This is a genomic window from Olsenella massiliensis (genome assembly GCF_001457795.1).
In the GTDB taxonomy this organism is placed as follows: domain Bacteria; phylum Actinomycetota; class Coriobacteriia; order Coriobacteriales; family Atopobiaceae; genus Olsenella_F; species Olsenella_F massiliensis.
The window spans coordinates 795,905-817,091 of the sequence record NZ_LN898211.1 but is presented as its reverse complement, the minus strand read 5'-3'; the positions used below and the strand labels follow the sequence as shown (position 1 = coordinate 817,091).

Genomic DNA, 21,187 nt, shown 5'->3' with positions numbered 1-21,187 from the left:
GCGCTACGAAGCCAAAGGATGAATGGTGACGCCCTTGACGACACGATTTACGGTACCAGAGGGCGAGGGGGTATCTGGCGTGTTACCGCAGCGAACGGAGGTGTTCAGCGCGATCGTCTGGGCAAAGACCACAAACGGCAGCGCAAGGTAGGCCTCGGGCAGCGCCTTGTGCTCGGGGCCAAAGGTAAAGGACTCTCCCTCAAAGGTCTCGCCCGCATCCTGCTGGATGGCAACGGTGTGGGCGGCAATGCCGTCCCCGGCGATCTCGCGCAGGATGTCAAGGTCATACTGGCGCGTATAGGGGTCGTTGTTCACGAACACAAAGACCAGGGTCTTGCCATTGACGAAGGACTTGGGCCCATGGCGGTACCCCATGGAGGTGTCAAAGGACGTTGCCACCTTGCCGGCGGTCAGCTCAAGAATCTTGAGCTGGGCCTCGCGCGTGAGTCCGCCAAGCGCGCCGGAGCCCAGGTAGGTAATGCGCTCAAAGTCGTCCTTGAGCCACGAGACAACCTCCTCTTCGCGACGTATGACCTCACGGCCCATGGTCGCCATCTGCGAGACCCAGCCCGCCTTGTCGTCGCGAGAGGCGGTGTCAAAGATGAGGGCCGCCATGAGCGCCATACACGAGAAGCTGCCGGTCATGGCAAAGCCTCGGTCGTTGGCGCCGGGCAGCAGCAGCGTGAGGGCGTTTTTGTCGCCCTTTGACTGCTGGGCAAGACTGCCCTCGGGCGCGCAGGTGATGTTGAGGAAGAGGATGTTCTTGACCACCTGACGGGCGCGCTCGACGGCGGCCAGGCTCTCGGGGCTGTTGCCGCTGCGGGCAAAGGAGACAAGGACCGTGGGATCCTCGGAACGCAGGCAGTCATAGGGGGCGGGGACGATGGCCGTCGAGTCGATGGCAGCAAACTCAAAGGCGTCGCTGTCGCCGTGACGGCGCAGATAGGGCGTCAGGGTGTCGCCCACGTAGGCGGAGGTTCCCGCGCCCGTAAAGATGACATGGGTGCGCTCGTGGCCACCCAGCGCCTTGGCCCGCGCGACAAACGCCTCGATCTGCTCGGCCTGCTCATCAAAGATGCGCAGGGTCTCCTCCCACAGGTCTGGCTGCTGAGCTATCTCTTTTGTCGTGATGTCTGCCCCAAGCTCCTTGAGCTCCTCGACGGTCTTGGTGAACATGGTGAATACGCTCCCTTGATAACGTTGGGCCCCTAGCCCTGACTTCTAAGATGGACGATCTTGTACTTAAACTGGTCCGCGCGCGCCGCGCTGTGGGTGTACTCGACGACCACGTTGCGATCGTTGGTGGTCACGCGGGAGAGCCTGAGGACCGGCGCCCCCTCTGCAATGCGCAGGTACTTGGCCTCGTCCGGACGAGCCGTGCTGGCGCGAAACTCCTCCTCGGCGACGCGAATCTTGTGCTGGTAGTCTTTCTCGATGATGTCGTACAGAGGCTTGGTCTCCACATCCGTGCGCGTGAGCGAGATAAACTCTTGTGCGGGCAGGTAACTGCGCTCGATCATGAGCGGAACCCCGTCGGCCATGCGCAGCCTGCGCATGCGGAACACCTTTGCCCCAAGCTTGACGCCCAGATGTGCGCTCACGTGCTTGGGAGCGGCAACAAGGCCAAACTCGAGCACTTCCGTCTTGGGAACCCTGCCCAGGCGCCTCATCTCCTCGGTAAAGCTGTAGGCGTTGGTGAGGTCGGCGGAACTGTTGGCCAACTCGGAGACGAAGGTGCCCTTGCCATGACGGCGCGTGACAAGTCCCAACGTCACGAGCTCGGCCAAGGCAAGCCTGACGGTGGTGCGCGACACGCCATAGAGCTCCGTCAGCTCGCGCTCCGAGGGGAGAAGGTCGCCAGGGTCCATGTCATTCTCGATCTTGTCGCGCAGGGCATCCACAAGCTGGTCGTACAGTGGCTGCTTTCTTGACGAGACTGCCATGGTGTCTCCCCTCGCAATGAGCCGGAGCCCCCAGGCTCCACGTGCCCCGGACAGCCCCGACCACGCGCCAGGCCAGATTGTCCGGCAGTGAGGCGACGCATAGACTGCTGCCCATACGTCGCCTCATAGTACCTTACCCTTCAGCAAACGTTGTCGCTAACCCCAGATGCTGGGCCACAGACCAAAGGGACCCGCGCCCAGGATGCCAATCACAAGCACGAGAGCGATGCCCTTCATGGGTGTGAAGTTCTTCTTGGAGAACAGGTAGAAGAGCAGCATCACGATGGACAGGGGGACGAGCTTGGGGCAGATGCTGTCAAGGATCGTCGCGACGTCGATGGTGACGGGGTTGGTGGTAGTGGTAAAGTACGTGACCTCGCTCATGCCGTTGCCAAGGTCAACCGCCCCGGCAGCAACCTTGTTGCCGTCGGCGTCAGCGGTGACGAGGGGATTGCCGGTGGCGTCCACCATGCCGGAGAGCGTGGTGCCGTCATCGGCCTTGGAGATGACCTCAAATCCCTTGACGTCATCAGTGGGGACGGTGGCCGTGTGGGCGACATAGGCCTGGGTGGTGCCGTTTGGGATGACCGCGTTGATCTGGGTGCCTCCCATGGTGACGGTCAGGCAGCCGACGACGAAGACGCCGAGGATTGAGGCAGCGCGTGTAAACGCGGCCATATGCTCCATGAGGTAGTCGAGCGCCGACATGCCCATTTTATACGACCAGTTCATGAGCCCAAAGCGCAGCACGAACTGTACGATGTTGAAGATGACCAGAAACAGGATGGGGCCAAAAACGTTGCCGCTGATGGCCATGTTGGAGCAGATACCAGCGGTGATGGGCACGAGCGTCATCCAGAACAAAGCATCGCCGATACCGCCGAGCGGACCCATGAGTGAAACGCGGACCGCGCGGATGGTCGGGATGTCAACCTTCTTCTGCTCCATCGAGAGGATGAGCCCCATGGCAAAGGTGACCAGGAACGGGTGGATGTTGAAGAACTCCATGTTGTGGGTCATCGAGGTGGCGAGGTCGTCCTTGTCGGTATGAATCTTCTCGAGGCCCGGGAGGATGGAGTACAGCCACCCGGCGGCCTGCATGCGCTCGTAGTTGAACGACGCCTGCAGGAAGCAAGAGCGCCACGCCATCTGGTTCAGCGTCCTCTGGTCAAGCTCGGGAGCGGCGTCAAGGTTCTTGTACGTCGTCATTTCCTCATTAGATGCCATCTTCCTCACCTCCGTCAGAGTCTATGGCAGCACCCTTGAGCTTGGTCTGCTGCTGGTAGTCCCAGTAGGCGATGCCAAAGCCGATGAGCGCAAGAATCAGCAGGGCGGGCGTGGCCAGCGTGCTGATGCCCGAGACGATCAACGCAAGACCGAAGCCCATGAAGTAAAAGCCCCACATGTCACGGTTCATCATGAACTTGAGCAGAATGGCGAAGCCGACGAAGCGCATCATGCCGCCGGCAGCAGACAGACCGTCCGACAGCCACGTGGGGATGGCCTTGACGACGGCGTCACCCATGGTGGCCCCACCGATGAAGAACAGGGTGACGACAGCGCCGAAGATGAGGCCCAGGAGGGTCATGGAGAGGTAGTTGATCCGCTCGATACCCTGGGGATTGGCGTCAGCCGAAAACTGGTCCGCCTTACTCATGAGCGGGGACATGAGCGTGAAGATCAGGGTAACGCCATACTGACCGAGCAGAGAGAACGGAATGGCGGTGGCGACGGCGATGTTTGGCTCGAGCCCCAGCGAGATGGCCAGGACTGTGGCCATGATGCCGCCGACCACCGCGTTAGGTGGCTGGGCACCTCCAATAGGCATGTTGCCTATCGTCATGAGCTGATACGTGCCACCGACGATGAGTCCGGTAGTCAGGTCGCCAAGGATGAGACCAATCACCATGCCCATGACCAGCGGCTGGTAAAGCGACTCGAGGAAGCTGAACTGGTCAATGGCCGCTATGAACGTCACGACGAAGACCAGGATCACCTGGATAATCGAGTATTGCATCCTTGTTCCTCCTTTCTAAGTGCCTTGTCGTTGCTGTGTCCTGAACAAAAGCTATCGCCTGCGCCTGTTGCCCCCACGACAACGTGCGCACTTGACCAGGTGCTATGGGCTTGTGCCGGCGTACACGGCAGGAAGCCTATCCAAAGAGCTTTGCGCTGTCCTCCACGCCCGTGCTGGGCACACGCTGAATCGACAGCTCCACGCCAAGCTCCTGGAGCTTGCGAAATGCCGCGACGTCGTCGTCATCGACGGCAACCGTGGTGGCAACCTGACGCTTGCCCGCTGACATGTGCATGTTGCCGATGTTGAGCTTCTTGATGGGAACTCCGCCCTCGACGAGCCTCAGGACGTCCTGGGGGCTCTCGACGACAATAAAGATGTGCTGGCGCGGGGCGGCCTTGTGAATGACGTCTATGGTCTTCTGGATAGAGAAGTAGCGCGTTGCCACGCCCTGGGGGGCGGCCATGTTCATGAGGTTCTGGCGCATCTTGTTGGTTGACACCTCGTCGTTGGCAACGAGGATGAGGTTTGCCCCAATGCTGCTCGTCCATTGGGTGGCCACCTGGCCGTGGATGAGTCGGTTGTCAATGCGCACGAGAACGATGTTTGGCTCTGCCATGTAACTCCCCTTTCGTCCATGCGACCCGGAGCCGCATGCCACTTTGCCGCACCGAGAGAGCGTGGTGTGTCACTTTTCAATCTGCTGGATGGCGAAGCGGGATATCTCGAGTACCTCGCCAGACTTGACGCGCACGTCACAGGTCTTGGTGCCAACGCGCACGAGCTCGCCAAAGATGCCGCCGGCAAAAAGGATGCGCTGGCCTGCCTTGAGATTCTTGTGAACCTCTGCGTAGGCATTCTTCTGAGAGCGTGCGCGAACAAGGCTCACAACCATCAAGACGATGCCAATGCCGGCAAACAGGATGAGCAGGGCCACCGAGGATGCCAGCATGTTGGAGACAAAACCCTCGCCCATCAGATGCCGTCCTCCCCCAGGTCGTCTGCTGTCTCGTCCGCGCTGGGGATGCGCGTGTGCGCCACGCCAGTCCTTCCCGCCTCCACGGCAGCATCGCAGACCTCGCCGACGCTTGCACCGCGCTCCAGCGTGGCCTCAAGGAGCATGGGAAGGTTCATGCCGGCAACCACCTCAACGCCGTCGATGTCCTGTGCAGCCAGCATGGCCTGGTTAAAGGGGCTTCCTCCCACCAGGTCGCAAAAGATCACCACGTGTCCCGTCTTGGCGGCCATGCGAGCAATCTGCTCATGAAGGTGCCCGCCAAAGTCGGCGGCATCCTTCTCGTGAAAGGGAACCGCGACGACGTCGTCCTGGGGCCCTGCGATTATCTCAAGCGCATTGAGCATGCCCAACGAAACGCTCCCGTGCCCCGTGACAACAAAACCAACCATCTGCGCCTCCTGCACAGCCCCAAGGGCCATTGCTCATAACTGGTTACTAACACATACCATCCGCACTCCATAATGCACCTTATGTCAATTAATTTTGTTCACTTTACGAAAAGTCGCCTCGTTTGTCCCTTTACCGACAGAGTGCTACCGTTCGCAGTAATAACGCATAATAGAGGTATTAAGTAAAAAGTACCAGATAAGAAGGGTCTTCTTTTGCAGTTTTAGCTGCAGCTGCGACACAAGACCCCCCTGACCCCAGGTTTTCTCTCGTACCATATAATCAGTATATTTTCAGGTACTGGTATTATTTTATTGGCATGAGTGAGAGGTGGGACGCCGCTGGGGCCCTGCCGTTGCCCTTCGTTGCGGCCTACTGACGGCAGCGCCCGGGAGGGGCCCCGTTGCCACAAAAAAGGCGCCCGCCTAACGACGGGCGCCCAATGATGCCGGGCGCATGAGGACCGCCGCGAGGCCTACTGCGTCACTCCCTCGTTCACGGCCGCGGCAATGACGGCGGGATCGTCAGACGTCTTGACCGTGGAGCAGAACGCGTCGTCCATGAGCAGCAGCGCCACGTTGGACAGGATCTTGAGGTGCGTGGTTCCCGCCTCCGCCTCGGGGATGCACAGGGCGACGGCGACCCTGATGGGCTGCCTGTCCATGGACTCCCACGCGACCTCATGGGCAAACTTCACCACGAGCACGGCGGCCTTGACGATGGCGTCGCTCTTGGCGTGAGGAATGGCAAAGCCCGCCTGCATGCCCGTCGTCCCTTGCGCCTCGCGCGCCTTGAACGCCGCGAGGGTCGCCGCCGCGTCCGTCGCTATGCCCAGCTCGACCGCCTTCGCCGAGATGAACTCGAGCGCCTCATCCACGGTCGAGGCGGGGTTGTCCAAAAACACCTGGGAGGCAGCTACCACATCGCTCATATGCCTATCCTTCCTTGTCGCAACATATGCGCAGGCGTTCCCGCGCACACCAGTGGGTGACGGCGGGGCAGGGCGCTCGCCAAAGATCCGAGGCGTCACGCCTGGCGACATGCCACCCCGTCCGCCCAATTCACATCTGGGTATATTCCCCGTTCGCGCCCTCCTAGTCAGTCCGCCCAAGGACCTTCCCCATCACGCCGCTCGGCTCGCCTATGCTGTCAGCGGCGGCATGGGACAGGACGCCATGGAGGAACACGGAGACACGCCTGTTGGCGATGACGTCGGCAGCGACGCGAGACAGGGAGACACCATCATGCAGATATGCGAAGGAACGATGCCCTACGAAGGATTTGCGACCCACTGGCGTCGCGTCGAGCCCGACCGTCCCCGCCCGGGAGCGGCGCCTCTCGTTCTCTTGCACGGGGGACCCGGCTCCACCCACACCTACTTCGAGCTGCTCGACCCGCTCGCCGACGCCTGCGGGCGCACGCTCGTGACGTACGACCAGCTGGGCTGCGGCGCATCGTGGGACGAGGCGATGCGAGAGCGCCCCGAGCTCTGGCAGGCGATAACCTGGCTGGACGAGCTCGAACGGCTGAGGGAGGAGCTCGGCCTCGAGCGCTGCCATCTGCTGGGGCAGTCGTGGGGCGGCATGCTCGCGATCATGTACCTCTGCGACCGCCGGCCGCGAGGCGTCCAGTCCGTGATCCTCTCGAGCACGCTCGCTTCGGCCCGGCTTTGGAGCCAGGAGGGGCATCGACGCCTGCGCTACCTCTCGCGCGACGACCGCGAGGCCATCCTTGAGGCCGAGAGGACGCACGCCTTCGACGGCGCGGCGTTCAGGCGGGCCGAGGCTCGCTACCTCCGCCTGTTCTGCGCGACGCCGACAGAGGAGCTGGGACCGGACGCGCCCGCGTGCCTGAGGAGGCCCAGGCGGACGGGGCGCGAGTCATACGTGCACGCCTGGGGCGACAACGAGCTCATGCCCGAGGGCACGCTGGCGGGCTACGACTACGCGGAGCGCCTGACGGAGATACGCTGCCCGGCGCTCGTCATCAGCGGCACGCAGGACCTCTGCTCGCCCCTCGTGGCAAAGCAGCTTGCCGACGGCATCCCCGGCGCGCGCTGGGAGCTGTTTGCCAACTGCCGGCACCTGTGCTATGCCGAGGACACGCCGCGCTACCTGGGCCTGCTCAAGGAATGGCTAGACCCGCTGGGCTGACAGGGACCTGGGCTGCGGCTGGCGCCAACGCCGGGCCCGCTGGCCCGGAGCCCCGCCTGAGACGCGCCTAGGCCAGGCCCGCCGCCCGCAGCGCCGCAAAGGCCGCGCCGTACATGCCCGCGGCGTTGCCCAGGCTGCAAGGCAGGATGCGCGCCGACGACGAGGTCGAGAGGCAATGGGCGCGAAAGCAAGCGGAGAGCTGAGCCGAGAAGAGGTCAAAGCCTCCCGCCACCCCGCCCCCTATGAGATAGACGGCCGGGTCGATGATCGTCGAGATCTGCGCGAGCGCGCGTCCCAGGTACTCGCACATGGCGTCAACGGCGACGCGCGCGCACTCGTCGCCGTCGCGCAGGGCCCGAAACACCGAGAGCGTGTCAGTGTCGTGCGCAACCGTGACGCCCGCGACCCCCCGGCGCTCGCACTCCCGACGGTACAGCCACACGACGCCCTTGGCGGAGGCGTACTGCTCAAGGCAGCCATGGCGACCGCAGCCGCAGACGCGCTCCTCCCCCTCGGGCACGACGGTGATGTGGCCGATCTCGCCTGCGGCCCCAAAGGCGCCCGGCACGAGCCTTCCGCCAATCACGACGCCGCCGCCCACCCCCGTGCCGAGGGTGACCATCACGAAGCTCCCGATGCCTGCGGCGGAGCCCTTCCAAAGCTCGCCCAGCGCGGCGGCGTTGGCGTCGTTCACGAAGGCGAGCTGCGCACTCGGGAAGGCCTCCCCAAGCGCCGCGGACAGGCCCTCCGGGTCAAGCTGGATGTTGGGAAAGAAACCCACATGCCCCTCGTCGTCCACGGGACCGGGCACGTCAAGGCCCATGGCCCGCACGTCGCCGTCCGTGCGGCCCGCCTCGGCGACAAGCCCCCTGAGACCCGCGACGATTCGTTGGTAGGCGTCCTGCGTCACGATCTCTCCGGTGGGAATCTCGACGGTCTTCAGGATGTCGCCGTCCAAGCTCATGACGCCGGCCTTGATGGACGTGCCGCCCACGTCGATGCCAATAGTGCAGCCGCTCTCGTCCGCCATCGTCGTCCCCTCTCGTCTGTGGCTGCGGATGCGCCGGCCCGTACCCCGGCCGGCCCGATGGGCCCAAGTATGACCCAATGGCGCGCCGCAGGGCGCCAGGCGTCGACAGACGCACACGCGCTCGCGCACTCAGGCTAGACTGGAGGCTGCACACAGCCGCCGCGCCGCCAGGCGCAGCTCATCGAAAGCGAGGTTGTCATGCACGAGAAGCTCGGGACGCACGATTCCGACGAGACGACGAGGCCCGGCGCCGAGGGCGACGCCGGCGCACGGACGGACGCGTCGGCACCCGACGGGGGCGAGGCCACCCCCGACGAGAGGGAGCGGGTCGCCTGCGTCAGGAGGGAGCGCGACGAGAAGAACCTCTCTCTCGCGACCAACCCCAACGGCCTGCCCAAGACCCCCGGCAACGCCGCCCTCACCAACCCCAAGGCCGACATCGAGGCCCTCAACAACCTCGAGCGTCATCTGTATGCCCATCGCTACGCCCGCATCGGCATCGAGTGCTACGGCCCCTCCATCGACCCGTCCGCGGCGACGGCGGACCGCGGGGAGGCCCTGGCCATCCTCGAGGAGGAGGACCAGGCCCTGCTCTGCGCCCCCTCCACCGGCAAGCTGCTCGACCGCCTCTCGACGCTGGGCCACATCCTGTCCAAGACGCAGGAGGACCAGGTCAGGATCATCCGTCGCGACCGCGAGCAGCTCATGGGCGTCCCCAGCTCGCTGGCGTCGAGCTTCTCCCGTCTGGCGACGGAGGCCGACGACGTGTGGCGTCGCGCCAAGGCGACGAGCGACTGGTACTACTTTGAGCCCTACCTCGACAGGCTGGTGAGCACCGCCAAGAAGGTGGCCCTGGCACGTCGCCCCGACGCCGACCCCTACGACACCTGGCTCGACAGCTTTGAGCACGGCACCGACCGAGCCTTCTACGACGGCCTGTTTGACCAGATTCGCTCCTGCGTCGTGCCCTTGCTCGCGGACATCCAGAGGACGGGCCGCCAGCCCTCACGTGCGATCGTCGAAGGCAAGTTTGACGAGCGGAGGCAATGGGACCTGGCGCGCGACCTCATGAGGCTGGAGGGGCTGCCTCAGAACCGCATGCTGCTCGTGGGCACCGAGCACCCCTACTCTGACGCGCTGACCACCAACTACGGCATCATCGCCTGCCACATCTTCGAGGACGACGTCTGCTCCAACGTCTACACGATGCTGCACGAGGGGGGCCACGCCCTCTATGAGCTGGGCGTCGATCCTAGCCTCAACTACACCTCGCTCAAGGGCGGCACCTCGTCGGGCATGCACGAGGCGCAGTCGCGCTTCTTCGAGAACTACGTCGGCCGGTCGCGCGCCTTTGCCGGCCCGCTGCTCAGGGTCATGGCGAGCCACTTCAAGGGGCAGCTGGGCCGCGTGACGCCCAACCAGCTCTACCTCGCCACCAACCGCGTCGAGGGGTCGCCCGTGCGCACCGAGGCCGACGAGCTCACCTACCCGCTGCACATCCTCATCCGCTACGAGATCGAGCAGCTGCTCTTCGCGGGAGAGTGCGCGGCGCGCGACGTCCCCCGCGTCTGGAACGCCAAGTACAAGGAATACCTTGGCGTTGACGTGCACGATGACGCCCACGGCGCCCTGCAGGACACGCACTGGGCCGACGGGCTCTTTGGCTACTTTCCCACCTACGCCTACGGCGGCGCCATCGGCGCACAGCTTCGCGCGCGCATGATCGAGGAGGGCATGGACTGGGAGGGTATCCTTGCGAGCGGCTCGCTTGATCCCGTCCACGACTGGCTGCGCGAGCGCATCTGGCGTCACGGGCGCTCCAAGGACGCCGCCGAGCTCATCGAGGACGCCTGCGGCGCGCCCTTCTCCTGCGAACCGTACGTCCAATACCTGACGGAGAAGTTCTCCGCCATCTACGGACTGTAGGCAAGGCGCATGAGAGCCGTCGTGCAGCGGGTCGAGAGCGCGTCCGTCGAGGTTGGGGGCCGTCTCGTCGGCTCCTGCGGACGGGGCTACCTCATCCTGCTGGGCGTGGGTGCGCGCGACGACGAGGGGGCGGCGCGCCTGCTGTGGGACAAGGTGCGGCACCTGAGAATCTTTGACGACGAGGACGGCAAGGCGAACCGCTCCCTGCTTGACGTGGGCGGAGAGGTGCTCGTGGTCAGCCAGTTCACGCTCTATGCGGACTGCCGCCGCGGGCGGCGGCCCAGCTTCACGGGAGCTGCCGAGCCCAGGGTCGCGCGCACGCTCTACGAGCTTTTCTGCGAGCTTGCCCACAGGGACGTCGAGCACGTGGGGCGCGGCGTCTTTGGGGCGGACATGCGCGTGTCGCTCGTCAACGACGGCCCCTTCACCGTTTGTCTCGACACCGACGAGCTCGCGCCCGAGCACCGGCGCACGAGAACCTGAGCGCAGGCGCGGCACGGGGACATGCTTGTGGACGTCACAATGAGCTCGTTATAGTGATGACCGTCATCATTCGTGTCATCGTCCGCTCGTCTGCGCTCGCACGACTCAAGACCTAAGGGAGTGGGAAGGTCATCATGAAGAAGTTCATCTCGGAGTTCAAAGATTTCATCATGCGCGGCAACGTCATGGACATGGCCGTCGGCGTCATCATCGGCGGCGCGTTCACGGCCATCGTGACCTCGCTGACCAAGGACGTGATCCAGCCCGTCATCGCCATCGTCTCCGGCGGCGGCGCCGAGGTCTCGGGCCTGGACGTCACCGTGGGCGCCAACACCATCTCGTTCTCGAGCTTCATCTCGGCGATCATCAACTTCCTCATCATCGCCTTCGTGGTGTTCCTCATGATCAAGGGCCTTGCCAAGCTCCAGGACGCCGGCAGGAGGATGCGCCACGCGGACGACGGCGCCCAGGAGGTCCCGGCCGCCCCCGTGTGCCCCCACTGCCTCGAGGAGGTCAAGGAAGGCGCCACGCGCTGCCCCCACTGCGCAGGCGAGATTCCGGGCGGCGCCCACGCGGCCTAGCCGCACGCCATCCCGTCAGGTGCCCGTCGCGTCGCTAGGCGCAAGCCGCACGCCCCCCCCGCGAGGCACGATGCCCGCCGCCCCGCGAGGCACGCGTCGCGTCGCTAGGCGTGATGGTCGTTGCCCCCCTTGGGCTGGGGCAAAAAACGCTCGCAGATATTCTTGGTGCGCAGGAACTCCTTACCAAAGGGGTCGATGACCGGCACGAGAAGACGAGGGTCTTCCACAAAGTAGCAGTCGGGCGACGTACGCACGTGCGGGTCGGCAAGTGTGTAGCCGCGCGAACAGATGCCCTGATACATGCCGTTCATCTCGTTGACGGCAAACTGCGCGAAGACGCAATCCGCGCAGCGCAGACCCGCCCGAGAGTCACTCATGACAACCAGGTCCTTCCTGCAAAAGGCGAGCCGGGCCGACCACGTTGCCCAGCTCATTGACTATCATGATGCCCATATGATGGCGCATGTCAATTTATCGACCGACAGGGTAGCACATTGGTACGCATCGCTCGCCTTCCTGGGCTGGGGTCTCAAATCTTCACGCGAATTCGACGGTTGCTGCCTTTCAAGACCGTCGAGCGGGTGCCCGACTCTCTCTTTGGCGAGCTGCGCGTCTGCGACACGTGCGACGCCGACGGACGCCCCGTCCGCCTGCTGCTGGTGGACGGGAGCTGGCAGAGCGCGACCTACGTGGGAGACCCCTGGCCGGAGCTGGTGTTTTCCTATCACAAGACCTTTTGTGTGGCATTTGCGCAGGAGCTTCCCGCGCAGATTCGCTGTCTCATGCTAGGCGGCGGGGGCTACGGCTTTCCCTCATACCTGCTCTGCCGCCGCAGCGACGTTTGGCTTGACGTCGTCGAGGCCGACCCCGTCGTCATCGACCTCGCGCGACGCCACTTTGGCCTCGACCGCGTGGAGCGGATGCTCGCGCGCGAGGCGGGCCCCTCTCGCCTGCGCAGCCTCATCTGTGACGCCCGCGACTTCCTTGAGCTGGGCGCCCCCGACGACCCGCAGGTTCGCTATGACCTCATCTTTAACGACTGCTTCGCGCGAGATACGGCGCCCGCCTCGCTCCTGACGAGGGAGGCGGCCCGCCTGCTGCGCCGTCGCCTGCGACCGGGGGGCGCCTACCTGGCAAACGTGGTCAGCGCCCTTGAGGGGCCAAGGTCCCAGCTGGTGCGCGACGTACGGCGCACGCTGCTGACCGCGTTTGAGCGGGTGTGGGTGATCCCGTGCGAGGCGGGCGACCGGCGGCGGGAGGACAACCTGGTGGTCGTGGCGAGCGATGCGCCCCTCCTGCTGGACGAGGCCTACGACCTGGACGGGCCGGGCAGCTTTCGGGTGCCGGAGGGCCGCGTTCTGCTCGATCTAAACGCGACGGCGGAAGCGGCGCCCCTTTTTGGCCATGCGACGCCCCCGCCCGAGGCGGACATGGCCGACGGCGCCGCCACTCTCTGAAGGGAGCACCCATGAGCACGGAACTGCCAGGCGATCCCTCGTCCCTGGACAGGCTGAGAGGCTACGCCCGCCGGATTCACGAGGACGAGGTCGCGCTCCTGTGCGAGCTCGCTCGGATTCCCGCACCGACGGGCCACGAGGAGAGACGAGCCGCCTTCGTGGCCGACTGGCTGCGAGCGGCCGGCGCGCCTCGCGTGCGCGTTGACGAGCGCAACAACGTGCTGTGCCTCTTGTCGTCCCCCCACGGCGACGAGGCGGGGGCCGCGGCCGCCCAAAGGCCGCTGCGCATCTTTGCCGCCCATACGGACGTGGTCTTTGATGACGTCGAGGCCCTGCCCCTCAGACGCCAGGGCGCGCACCTATGCGCACCGGGCGTCGGCGACGACAGCGCCAACCTCGTCGGGCTGCTCTGCGCCTGTCGCTACCTGCTTGAGCACCCCGAGGACCTCGCCCGCGCGACGCGGGACCATGACCTCCTCGTGGTGGCCGACGCCGGCGAGGAGGGGCTGGGCAACCTTGCCGGCACCACCTGGCTGTTCGACACGCTCGCACGGGAGGGGCGCAGCGTAAAGAGCTTCGTCTCGTTTGACCTGTACCTGCCCCAATGCGTCTGCCGGGCGGTGGGCTCACACCGCTGGCGCCTGGCCGTTGACTGCCAGGGCGGCCACTCCTATCACGACGCCGGGCGCGTCAACGCCATCGAGGTCCTCTGTCGGGCCATCGGGCTGTTCTACGGCATCCAGCCGCCCTCTGACAAGGACACCGGCGCCGTCACCACCAGGAACGTGGGTCGCATCGAGGGCGGCGGCGCCGTCAACGCCATCGCGGCTCATGCGGAGGCGCTCGTGGAGTACCGCAGCGAGTCCGAGGCGAACCTTGCCAGGATGCGCGCCGCCTTCGAGGGCATGGTCGGCCGCCTGCGCGACGAGCTGGGGGCGCAGGCGCACGTCACCGCCACGCTCATGGGAAGGCGACCGGGCAACGGGCCGGTGGGGGCAGGCGAGCTGGAGCGCCTGACCGCACGATCCGCGGCGCTCATCCGCGCCGTCACGGGCGAGGAGCCCGACCTTTCGCCCGCGTCCACGGACGCCAACGTTCCCCTCTCGCGCGGCATCCCCGCCAACACCGTCGGCACCGTACGTGGGGCGCTGCTGCACACGCGCGACGAATGGGTTGACGCCGCCAGCCTGGAGGACGGCCTCGTGCTCATCCTAGGGCTCATGCTCGGCCTCTAGCCTCCGGCCGCAGCCCTGTTCGTGCGAGACGTTCGGGACGTCCGCCGCCCGCGCGCTACGCTCGCCGCCCACGCGCTACGCTCGCCGCCCACGCGCTACGCCCGCCGCCCACGCGCTGCGCTCACGAGCCCCCTGTTGCCTCCTCGGCGTTTATCGCTAGAATGTTTGAGCGCCTCTGTGTGGCCACACACTTCCCGGTCCCGACGAGAGCGCTCGTATCTATAGGCAGACGAGAGGACCCGCGTGGCCAAAGACCCAGCTGACAGCGAAGAGAGGCCCCGGCCGCGCCATCTGTCTTCACCCGTGCCGTCCTTCGACATGACGAGCGCACGCACCACCGACGCGCCTCTGTCCGACGAGGCACCCGAGCGCGACGCCGACGCATCCTTTCCCTCGGACGCCACGCTGCCTGACGTCTCCCATGAGCAGTCAGCGCCCACCGACGCAGCGGCGGCTTCCGCGTCGTCTCCGAGCGCCTATGACGCCTGCGCGCTGGATGGCGAGCGTCTCCCCTACGATGCCTGCGCGCTAGATGGCGAGCGTCTCCCCTATGACGCCTGCGACCTCGATGACGGCAGCCGGATGCGCGCCGCGCAGACGCCCGCGACCGAGGACGTCACGGGAGAGGTGGGCGCTTTCAAGGCGGCTGACATCCAGGTGCCCGTCGTTCCTTCCCTGGGCGGCGTGGCGGGTCATCTGGACGCCATGGCATCTCCCCTCTCACGGATTCCGCCCTGGCTCCTCATCATCTGCGTCGCCGCAGTTCTTGCCACCATCGCCTCGACGACGATTCTCACCAGCTGCTTTGGCCTGTTCGCGGGCACACGGCTCGTCAACGTCGTCGGCGAGGGCGCCGACGACGCTCGGGCGGACCTTGAGGCTCGCGGCTACAAGGTCAACATCGAGGAGCAGCAGACCCAGGCCCAGGAGGACGAGGGCAGGGTCATCGCCACCACACCCGCCGCCGACTCACATGTCCCCGTCGGCGCCACCGTCACGCTCAAGGTGGGCAGGGGGGCCAACCAGACCCAGGCGGTTCCCGACCTCAGGGGCATGACCCTGGATGACGCCCTCGCCCAGATCGCGGGGACGACCTGGTTCGTGAAGGACGACGTGACCTACGCCCAGTCCGACAGCGTCGAGCAGGGCAGGGTCATCGCCCAAGGCCCCGCCGCAGGCACCCAGAAGACCAAGGGCACCAAGGTTGACCTGGTGGTGTCCGAAGGCAGGATCGCCACGGGCGACACGAACGGCGCGGCCGTCACGGTTCCCGACGTCATAGGCATGCCCCTGGCCGACGCCACGATCCTCCTTGAAGGCATGGGCCTGTCCGTCGTGAATGGCCCGGAGCTGTATGACGCCGTGGGGGCGGCGGGGACCGTGCAGGAGGTCAACCCCGGCGTGGGCTCGCCCGTCGCGCAGGACGCGACGGTCACCATCAGGGCCGTCGCAACCCGCTAGCCGCGACCTGCCGCACCTATACGTTTGAGTGCCACGGCGTGCCGCGCCTAGAGGTTTGAGGCCCGCGACCTGCCACACCTATACGTTTGAGGGCGGTGCCGCCACGCACCTATAGGTTTGAGGGCAGCGTCGCCGCGCACCTATAGGTTTGAGAGGTCGAAGGAGACAGACCTATAGGTTTGAGGAATCACCACGGCGTTTGCCCAGGTAGGAATTCCCCTTTTTCCTCAAACCTATAGCTCTGCACGGGAGAGGCCCTCAAACCTATAGGAATTCGCGCGCGGGGCCCTCAAACTTATAGGAATCCGTGCGTGTCGTCCGCGAGCCTATAGGAACCTATAGGAATCCGTGCGTGTCGTCCGCGAGCCTATAGGAACCGGTAGGAACCGGCGCGCGGCGCCCGCAGACCTATGGGAATGCCCCCCGACTCCAGGCCGGAGACCCCCGCCGCAGGCCCGGGCGGCTCGCGACGCGCGGGGGCCTCCCCGAAGGCCTCCCCATCCGTCGCCGCCAGGCGCAGGCGACGCCCTGGCAGGTGGCGGCTAGAAGGTCCGGTGCCACACGGACGCACCAGCGCATGGGGTACCATAAGGTCCGACGTCGTGACGAAAGGACTTTCCTTGAGCGCTTCTCTCGATGCTTCCGACCCCCGCGCCGACGACCCTCAAAAGACTGCCGAGCCCCTGGGCCCCACGTTTCGCACCGGCTCGGTCATCCTGCGCGGCAGCCAGATACCCAAGGCCCTCTCCGCCACCTCCGACCTGGCGTCGTATGACAGATCGGACGAGTGGCTCCATGCCGACCCCTGGCGCGTCTTGCGCATCCAGTCCGAGTTCGTGGACGGTTTCAACGCACTGGCCACGCTCGGGCCTGCCGTGTCGATGTACGGTTCGGCGCGCACCAGACCGTCCGACGACCTGTACGACCAGGCGCGCGAGACGGCCCGCCTCATCGCCGCGCGGGGCAGCTCCGTCATCACGGGCGGCGGGCCCGGAATCATGGCGGCGGCCAACCAGGGCGCGGCGGAAGGCGGCGTCACCTCGGTGGGCCTTGCCATCGAGCTGCCCTTTGAGGAGGCCGTCAACCAGTGGGTCAACCTGGGTGTCACCTTTCGCTACTTCTTCGTCCGCAAGATGATGTTCGTCAAGTACTCGCAGGGGGCCGTCTTCTTTCCGGGAGGCTTTGGCACCATGGACGAGATGTACGAGCTGCTGACCCTCGAGCAGACCAGCAAGACGCCCTCCATGCCCATCGTCCTCTTTGGGAGTGCCTATTGGGGCGGCCTGCTGGACTGGCTGCGCACGACCATGCTGGCCCACGGCAACGTCGACGAGAGCGACCTTGCGCTCGTGAGCGTCACCGACGACCCCAGGGAGGCCGCGCGCATGGCCACAAGCGCGCAGCGGCTCCCCTAGACCCAGAGGCCCTGGGCGCGCCGCACGGCACACGGCCCCGGGATCTTTCAGGACGCACCCGTCACACAGGCGCGGCGCCTCAGGTGGCCGCGCCGGCCCACCATCGACAGGGAGAGAGACATGGCGTACGCAGCGGCGATCTTTGACCTGGACGGGACCCTCCTTGACACCCTCGACGACCTCACGTCATCCGTCAACGTCGCCCTCGGGGCCCACGGACTCCCGCCGCGCCCCCGCCGCGAGATTCGCTCCTTTTTGGGCAACGGCATGGTCCGTCTCGTTCACCTGAGCGTGCCCGACGGCACGGACGCGGCGCTGGAAGCTGCGGTGCTCAAGGACTTCATGGCTCACTACGCCGAGCACGCGGCGGAGCGCACCGCCCCCTATCCCGGCGTCGTCAGTCTCCTCTCGACGCTTGCCGACAAGGGGGTGCGATGCGGCCTGGTGTCAAACAAGGGGGACTTTGCCGTCCAGAGCCTGGTCGCCACCTACTTTCCGGGACTCTTTGACGCCTGCGTGGGCGAGAGGGAGGGCGTGCGTCGCAAGCCCGCCCCCGACACGGTGCTCAGGGTCATGGACGAGCTGGGGGTCGCGGCCTCACAGACCGTCTACGTGGGCGACTCCGAGGTTGACCTTGAGACCGCCAGAAACGTGGGCTGCGCCTGCATCGCCGTCTCGTGGGGGTTTCGTGACCGCGACCTGCTGGTGCGGCAAGGCGCCACCATCATCGTTGACACCACCGAGGAGCTGGCCGGGGCGATTCTGCTTTAGTCGCCGGCGTCGGCCCCGGGCAGTGACCTTACGCTTGCCTAACAGTTGCCGAGCGTAGGAATAGCCCATTTGGCGCTTAGGTAGAATGCAGATATCGGGAACGCGTTCCCGCAAACCAAACACCGCTCCTTGAGAGAAAGGACAGGCCATGGGCAAGAAGGCGGCGGAGGCACTCGAGATCGATTACGACGGCCTCGCAGACTACCTGCACGCGCACCACTCCGTCTACATGAAGGTGGACAACGCGGTCTATTACCTCACGGACTGCAACTATGAGGCGTGGCGCGCCCAGGACACGAGCCTGCGCAACTCCAAGAACCACTTCGTGGACTGCAGCGCCCTCGTCCCCACGGTGGACGAGTTCTTGGCCCTTCCCTTCGTCAACGGCCATACCATCAAGGACGTGTTCTCTCACGCCACGTTCTTTGCGTCCATGAGCGGCGTGAAGCAGCCGTAGTACCTAGGGTCCGACCTTGGGACGCACGGTCCTTTCGGGGCGTGCACGCGGCAGCGGGTGTGACAAAGGGGCGAGACGATCTGGTCGTCTCGCCCCTCTCTCTTGTCGTGCCCCTCTTGCCCCCGCGCGTCCGGGACGCCCCGGCACGGCTCGCTACTGACGGGGGGACTTGGGAATCTGGGCCTCGAAGGTCTCGGTAACCTCGTTGTCCTGGTCCTGCTTCGTGAAGCCCTTCTCGAGCGTGGGAATGAGGTCGCAGTAGATGTTCTCGGTGGAGTTCATGTGCGGCGAGCGCTTGGCGTAGCGCTTGACCGCGGCGGCCGACTTCCTGATGGCCACGAGGGTGCCGGCCCCCGCCACGCACCCGCCCGGGCAGGCCATGCCCTCAAGCAGGTGGCCCGGGTACTTGCCCTTGATGGCGTCCTTCATCATCGTGCGGCAGTTGTCGAGCCCCTCGGCGTTGACCACCTTGACCTCGCGGTCGGGATGGGTGCGCTTGATGGCGTTTGCCACGGCCGTCGCCACGCCGCCCGCGACGGCAAAGTTGCGACCGTCGGTGCTCGCCACGTCAAAGTCGCTCTTGTCGTCGTCCTCGAGGCTGAGGTAGTCGATGTCTCGCGCCTCCATCATGCCCGCCATCTCCTCAAAGGTGAGGACGAAGTCCACCTCGGAGCGAACGCTCCGACGCATGGCCTCGAGCTTCTTGGCCGAGCAGGGACCCACGAAGACGATCTTGGCGTGAGGGCGCTGCATGCGAATCATGCGCGCCGTGAGCGTCATGGGCGTAAGCGCCATCGAGACGGCGCCGGCGTGGTCGGGGAACTCCTTCTTGGCCATGACCGACCAGGCCGGGCAGCAGCTCGTGCCCATGAAGGGGAGCTTGGCCGGCACCTCCTCGAGGAAGTCCTCCGCCTCCTGCACGGTGCAGAGGTCCGCGCCCAGGGCCACCTCCTCGACGCCCGAGAAGCCCAGGAGCTTGAAGGCCTCGCGCAGCTTCCCCACGTTGCCCTTGCCGCCAAACTGTCCGACGAAGGAGGGCGCGACGGCGGCGATGACCTCCTCGCCGTGTTGGATGGACCAGATGACCTGGGCGATCTGGCTCTTGTCGGCGATGGCCCCAAACGGGCAGTTCACCAGGCACTGACCGCAGCTCACGCACTTCTCGTAGTTGATGTCGGCGCGCCCGTGCTCGTCCGAGCTGATGGCGTTCATGCCGCAGGCGGCAGCGCAGGGGCGCACGTGATGGTGGATGGCGCCATAGGGGCAGACCTTGAAGCACTGCCCGCACTTGATGCAGAGGTCCTGGTCAATGTATGCCTTGTGGTTGACGAAGGTGATGGCCTTCTTGGGACAGATCTCGCGACAGGGATGCGCCAGGCAGCCCTGACAGGTGTTGGTGACCTCGTAGACGTTGTCCTGGCAGGCGTTGCAGGCGAACTTGATGACGTTGACGAGCGGCGGCTCGTAGTACGAGAGGTTGTCGACCTCCGCCTCGTTGAAGCCGTCCGAGATGCGCTGCGGCCGGTCAACGCCCTGGAGCGAGAGGCCCATGGCAAGCCGGATGCGCTCGCCGATGATGGCGCGCTCAAGGAACACGCTCTCGCGATAGGTCGCCACGTCGCCCGGCAGGATCTTGTAGGGCAGCTCGTCAAAGGCGTCGTCGATGTCCGCCCTCGTCATGTTCCGATCCTTGCCCGCCCGATAGCAGATGCTCGCCACCTCCCGAAAGACGTTGCGTCGAATCTCGGTCAGGTTGGTGTAGACGCCGCGCATGGTGCCTGCCATGTGCATCCTCCCTCAAGTCATCCCCACGACGCCGCGGCCGCCCTTCTGCCGGCGGGCGGCGCCGCATCCTCCTTCCCCCATTATGAGGCTAAGTGCGGCCTTGCGGGACAAACTTGTTCCGCCACATTGGCATGGCCCCGCCCGGCGGGCCGAGATGGGCGCCTAACCGGGACTCGCCGTCCCCGTAAGGCCGCCCAACAGCTCGGGAAGGTCAGGCTGCACGTCCACAAAGCGCGGCGGCAGCAGCGTCGAGAGGTCGAGCGACTCGTTCGTCAGGGGATGGGTCAGGCTGATCCCCAGGGCGTGCAGCATGAGGCCCCCGGGCGCACCCGCGCCGTAGAGGCGATCACCGACGATGGGAAAACCCAGGTGGGACAGATGCACGCGAATCTGGTGGCGACGGCCCGTAAGCGGTTCGACGAGCAGCAGCGAGCGGGCGCGGGACCTTTGCCCCTGCCTGGCCAGGAGGCGGACGCGCGTCGTCGAGGGCCTGCCGCCGGACCAGACGAGCATGCGCCTGCCGTCATGCCGGTCGCGTCCCAGAGGCAGGTCGACGACCCTCTCGCCTGCAGGGAAGCTGCCGCGCACCAGGGCGAGGTAGCGCTTGCGGACGAGACGCCTGGCAAAGAGGGCGTCGAACGCTTCCTGGGTGTCGCGGTCAAGCGAGAAGAGCACGATGCCCGAGGTGTCCACGTCAAGGCGCTGGAGCGCCTGGGGACGCGTGATCACGGCGCACTCGCGGGCAAGCTGGCGTGCGACGAGCTCCGAGAGGGTGGTCGCTCCGCCGCCGTCGCCGTGCACGAGGATGCCCTGGGGCTTGTCCACCGCACACAGCCAGGCGTCACGATAGAGCACGTCGAGGTGCGCCCCGACGCTCGCGGACGTCTTAGCCGCGACGCCCGTGCCACACAGCTGGGACCGTCCCGACGCCCTCGTCCTGCGGTGCCCGTGTCCCGTCATGCCGCCTCCCTCGTCCTGCGGTGCCGCCCCGCCCGGCGGCCCCCTCGTGCCGCGCCGTCGCCGCCGGCCTTCTGGGCCGCGCGCGATGGGCCGACGACCTCAGCCCCC

At 65.8% G+C, this 21,187-nt stretch carries 22 protein-coding genes; 10 read left to right on the top strand and 12 right to left on the bottom strand.

Annotated elements, in window-relative coordinates; translation table 11 throughout:
• Window positions 1-3 precede the first annotated feature (3 nt).
• From BN3001_RS07695 to BN3001_RS07660, 8 genes are all read right to left on the bottom strand, one after another.
• Entirely contained in the window at window positions 4-1,176 is a 1,173-nt protein-coding gene (locus BN3001_RS07695) for an SIS domain-containing protein (protein ID WP_058271162.1), read from the bottom strand.
• A gap of 32 nt (window positions 1,177-1,208) precedes the next feature.
• Window positions 1,209-1,943 (bottom strand): GntR family transcriptional regulator, encoded by a 735-nt coding sequence (locus tag BN3001_RS07690; protein ID WP_058271161.1) that lies wholly within the window; start codon window positions 1,941-1,943, stop codon window positions 1,209-1,211.
• A 156-nt stretch (window positions 1,944-2,099) separates the two neighbouring features.
• Complete coding sequence (locus tag BN3001_RS07685) at window positions 2,100-3,170, bottom strand: PTS system mannose/fructose/sorbose family transporter subunit IID (protein ID WP_058271160.1); 1,071 nt, start codon at window positions 3,168-3,170, stop codon at window positions 2,100-2,102.
• Window positions 3,160-3,960 carry a PTS mannose/fructose/sorbose/N-acetylgalactosamine transporter subunit IIC gene (locus BN3001_RS07680; RefSeq protein ID WP_058271159.1) on the bottom strand — a complete coding sequence of 267 codons (801 nt, stop codon included), beginning with the start codon at window positions 3,958-3,960 and terminating at the stop codon, window positions 3,160-3,162. Before BN3001_RS07680 ends, BN3001_RS07685 begins: the two co-directional genes overlap by 11 nt.
• 136 nt (window positions 3,961-4,096) lie before the next feature.
• The gene (gene agaV, locus BN3001_RS07675) at window positions 4,097-4,579 is read right to left on the bottom strand and encodes a PTS N-acetylgalactosamine transporter subunit IIB (RefSeq protein WP_058271158.1); all 483 of its coding nucleotides are present in this window, start codon (window positions 4,577-4,579) and stop codon (window positions 4,097-4,099) included.
• Between the two features lie 69 nt (window positions 4,580-4,648).
• Window positions 4,649-4,936: a preprotein translocase subunit YajC gene (locus BN3001_RS07670; protein WP_058271157.1), complete on the bottom strand. Its 288-nt coding sequence runs from the start codon at window positions 4,934-4,936 to the stop codon at window positions 4,649-4,651.
• Complete coding sequence (locus tag BN3001_RS07665; protein WP_058271156.1) at window positions 4,936-5,367, bottom strand: PTS sugar transporter subunit IIA domain-containing protein; 432 nt, start codon at window positions 5,365-5,367, stop codon at window positions 4,936-4,938. The genes BN3001_RS07670 and BN3001_RS07665 overlap by 1 nt, the downstream gene beginning before the upstream one ends.
• Window positions 5,368-5,840: 473 nt before the next feature.
• Window positions 5,841-6,296: a PTS sugar transporter subunit IIA gene (locus tag BN3001_RS07660; RefSeq protein ID WP_058271155.1), complete on the bottom strand. Its 456-nt coding sequence runs from the start codon at window positions 6,294-6,296 to the stop codon at window positions 5,841-5,843.
• 244 nt (window positions 6,297-6,540) lie between these two features.
• Here BN3001_RS07660 and BN3001_RS07655 point away from each other — a divergent pair, with 244 nt between their 5' ends.
• Entirely contained in the window at window positions 6,541-7,518 is a 978-nt protein-coding gene (locus BN3001_RS07655) for a proline iminopeptidase-family hydrolase (RefSeq protein WP_235815080.1), read from the top strand.
• A 67-nt stretch (window positions 7,519-7,585) separates the two neighbouring features.
• Here BN3001_RS07655 and BN3001_RS07650 read toward each other — a convergent pair whose 3' ends face one another.
• Window positions 7,586-8,548, bottom strand: coding sequence for an ROK family protein (locus BN3001_RS07650; protein ID WP_058271154.1), 963 nt, complete (start codon window positions 8,546-8,548; stop codon window positions 7,586-7,588).
• Window positions 8,549-8,746: 198 nt separating this feature from the next.
• Between BN3001_RS07650 and BN3001_RS07645 the strand changes: the two genes are divergently transcribed.
• From BN3001_RS07645 to mscL, 3 genes are all read left to right on the top strand, one after another.
• Window positions 8,747-10,474 (top strand): carboxypeptidase M32, encoded by a 1,728-nt coding sequence (locus BN3001_RS07645; protein ID WP_082630054.1) that lies wholly within the window; start codon window positions 8,747-8,749, stop codon window positions 10,472-10,474.
• Window positions 10,475-10,483: 9 nt separating this feature from the next.
• Complete coding sequence (gene dtd, locus BN3001_RS07640; protein ID WP_058271153.1) at window positions 10,484-10,957, top strand: D-aminoacyl-tRNA deacylase; 474 nt, start codon at window positions 10,484-10,486, stop codon at window positions 10,955-10,957.
• 134 nt (window positions 10,958-11,091) lie between these two features.
• On the top strand, window positions 11,092-11,538 hold the full coding sequence (mscL, locus tag BN3001_RS07635; RefSeq protein WP_058271152.1) for a large conductance mechanosensitive channel protein MscL: 447 nt from the start codon (window positions 11,092-11,094) through the stop codon (window positions 11,536-11,538).
• A gap of 104 nt (window positions 11,539-11,642) precedes the next feature.
• Here the strand turns inward: mscL and BN3001_RS07630 are convergent, their stop codons facing one another.
• Complete coding sequence (locus tag BN3001_RS07630) at window positions 11,643-11,915, bottom strand: hypothetical protein (RefSeq protein WP_058271151.1); 273 nt, start codon at window positions 11,913-11,915, stop codon at window positions 11,643-11,645.
• A 177-nt stretch (window positions 11,916-12,092) separates the two neighbouring features.
• Here BN3001_RS07630 and BN3001_RS07625 point away from each other — a divergent pair, with 177 nt between their 5' ends.
• The 6 genes from BN3001_RS07625 to BN3001_RS07600 all read left to right on the top strand — a co-directional run bounded on the left by BN3001_RS07625 (window position 12,093) and on the right by BN3001_RS07600 (window position 18,334).
• Window positions 12,093-12,995: a spermidine synthase gene (locus tag BN3001_RS07625; RefSeq protein WP_058271150.1), complete on the top strand. Its 903-nt coding sequence runs from the start codon at window positions 12,093-12,095 to the stop codon at window positions 12,993-12,995.
• A gap of 11 nt (window positions 12,996-13,006) precedes the next feature.
• Window positions 13,007-14,230 carry a M20/M25/M40 family metallo-hydrolase gene (locus tag BN3001_RS07620; protein ID WP_058271149.1) on the top strand — a complete coding sequence of 408 codons (1,224 nt, stop codon included), beginning with the start codon at window positions 13,007-13,009 and terminating at the stop codon, window positions 14,228-14,230.
• Window positions 14,231-14,473: 243 nt separating this feature from the next.
• A complete protein-coding gene (locus tag BN3001_RS07615) occupies window positions 14,474-15,691 on the top strand; it encodes a PASTA domain-containing protein (protein WP_197407476.1) in 1,218 nt (405 codons plus the stop codon).
• Window positions 15,692-16,311: 620 nt separating this feature from the next.
• Window positions 16,312-17,106 carry an LOG family protein gene (locus BN3001_RS07610; RefSeq protein ID WP_148362978.1) on the top strand — a complete coding sequence of 265 codons (795 nt, stop codon included), beginning with the start codon at window positions 16,312-16,314 and terminating at the stop codon, window positions 17,104-17,106.
• 120 nt (window positions 17,107-17,226) lie between these two features.
• Window positions 17,227-17,877 (top strand): HAD family hydrolase, encoded by a 651-nt coding sequence (locus tag BN3001_RS07605; protein WP_058271147.1) that lies wholly within the window; start codon window positions 17,227-17,229, stop codon window positions 17,875-17,877.
• A gap of 148 nt (window positions 17,878-18,025) precedes the next feature.
• Window positions 18,026-18,334, top strand: coding sequence for a hypothetical protein (locus tag BN3001_RS07600; protein ID WP_058271146.1), 309 nt, complete (start codon window positions 18,026-18,028; stop codon window positions 18,332-18,334).
• Window positions 18,335-18,487: 153 nt separating this feature from the next.
• Here BN3001_RS07600 and BN3001_RS07595 read toward each other — a convergent pair whose 3' ends face one another.
• Together BN3001_RS07595 and BN3001_RS07590 are read right to left on the bottom strand one after the other, a co-directional pair.
• Window positions 18,488-20,119, bottom strand: a complete 1,632-nt coding sequence (locus tag BN3001_RS07595) for a 4Fe-4S dicluster domain-containing protein (RefSeq protein ID WP_058271145.1) — start codon at window positions 20,117-20,119, stop codon at window positions 18,488-18,490.
• 162 nt (window positions 20,120-20,281) lie between these two features.
• Window positions 20,282-21,079, bottom strand: coding sequence for an RluA family pseudouridine synthase (locus BN3001_RS07590; RefSeq protein WP_058271144.1), 798 nt, complete (start codon window positions 21,077-21,079; stop codon window positions 20,282-20,284).
• Between the last annotated feature and the right edge of the window lie 108 nt (window positions 21,080-21,187).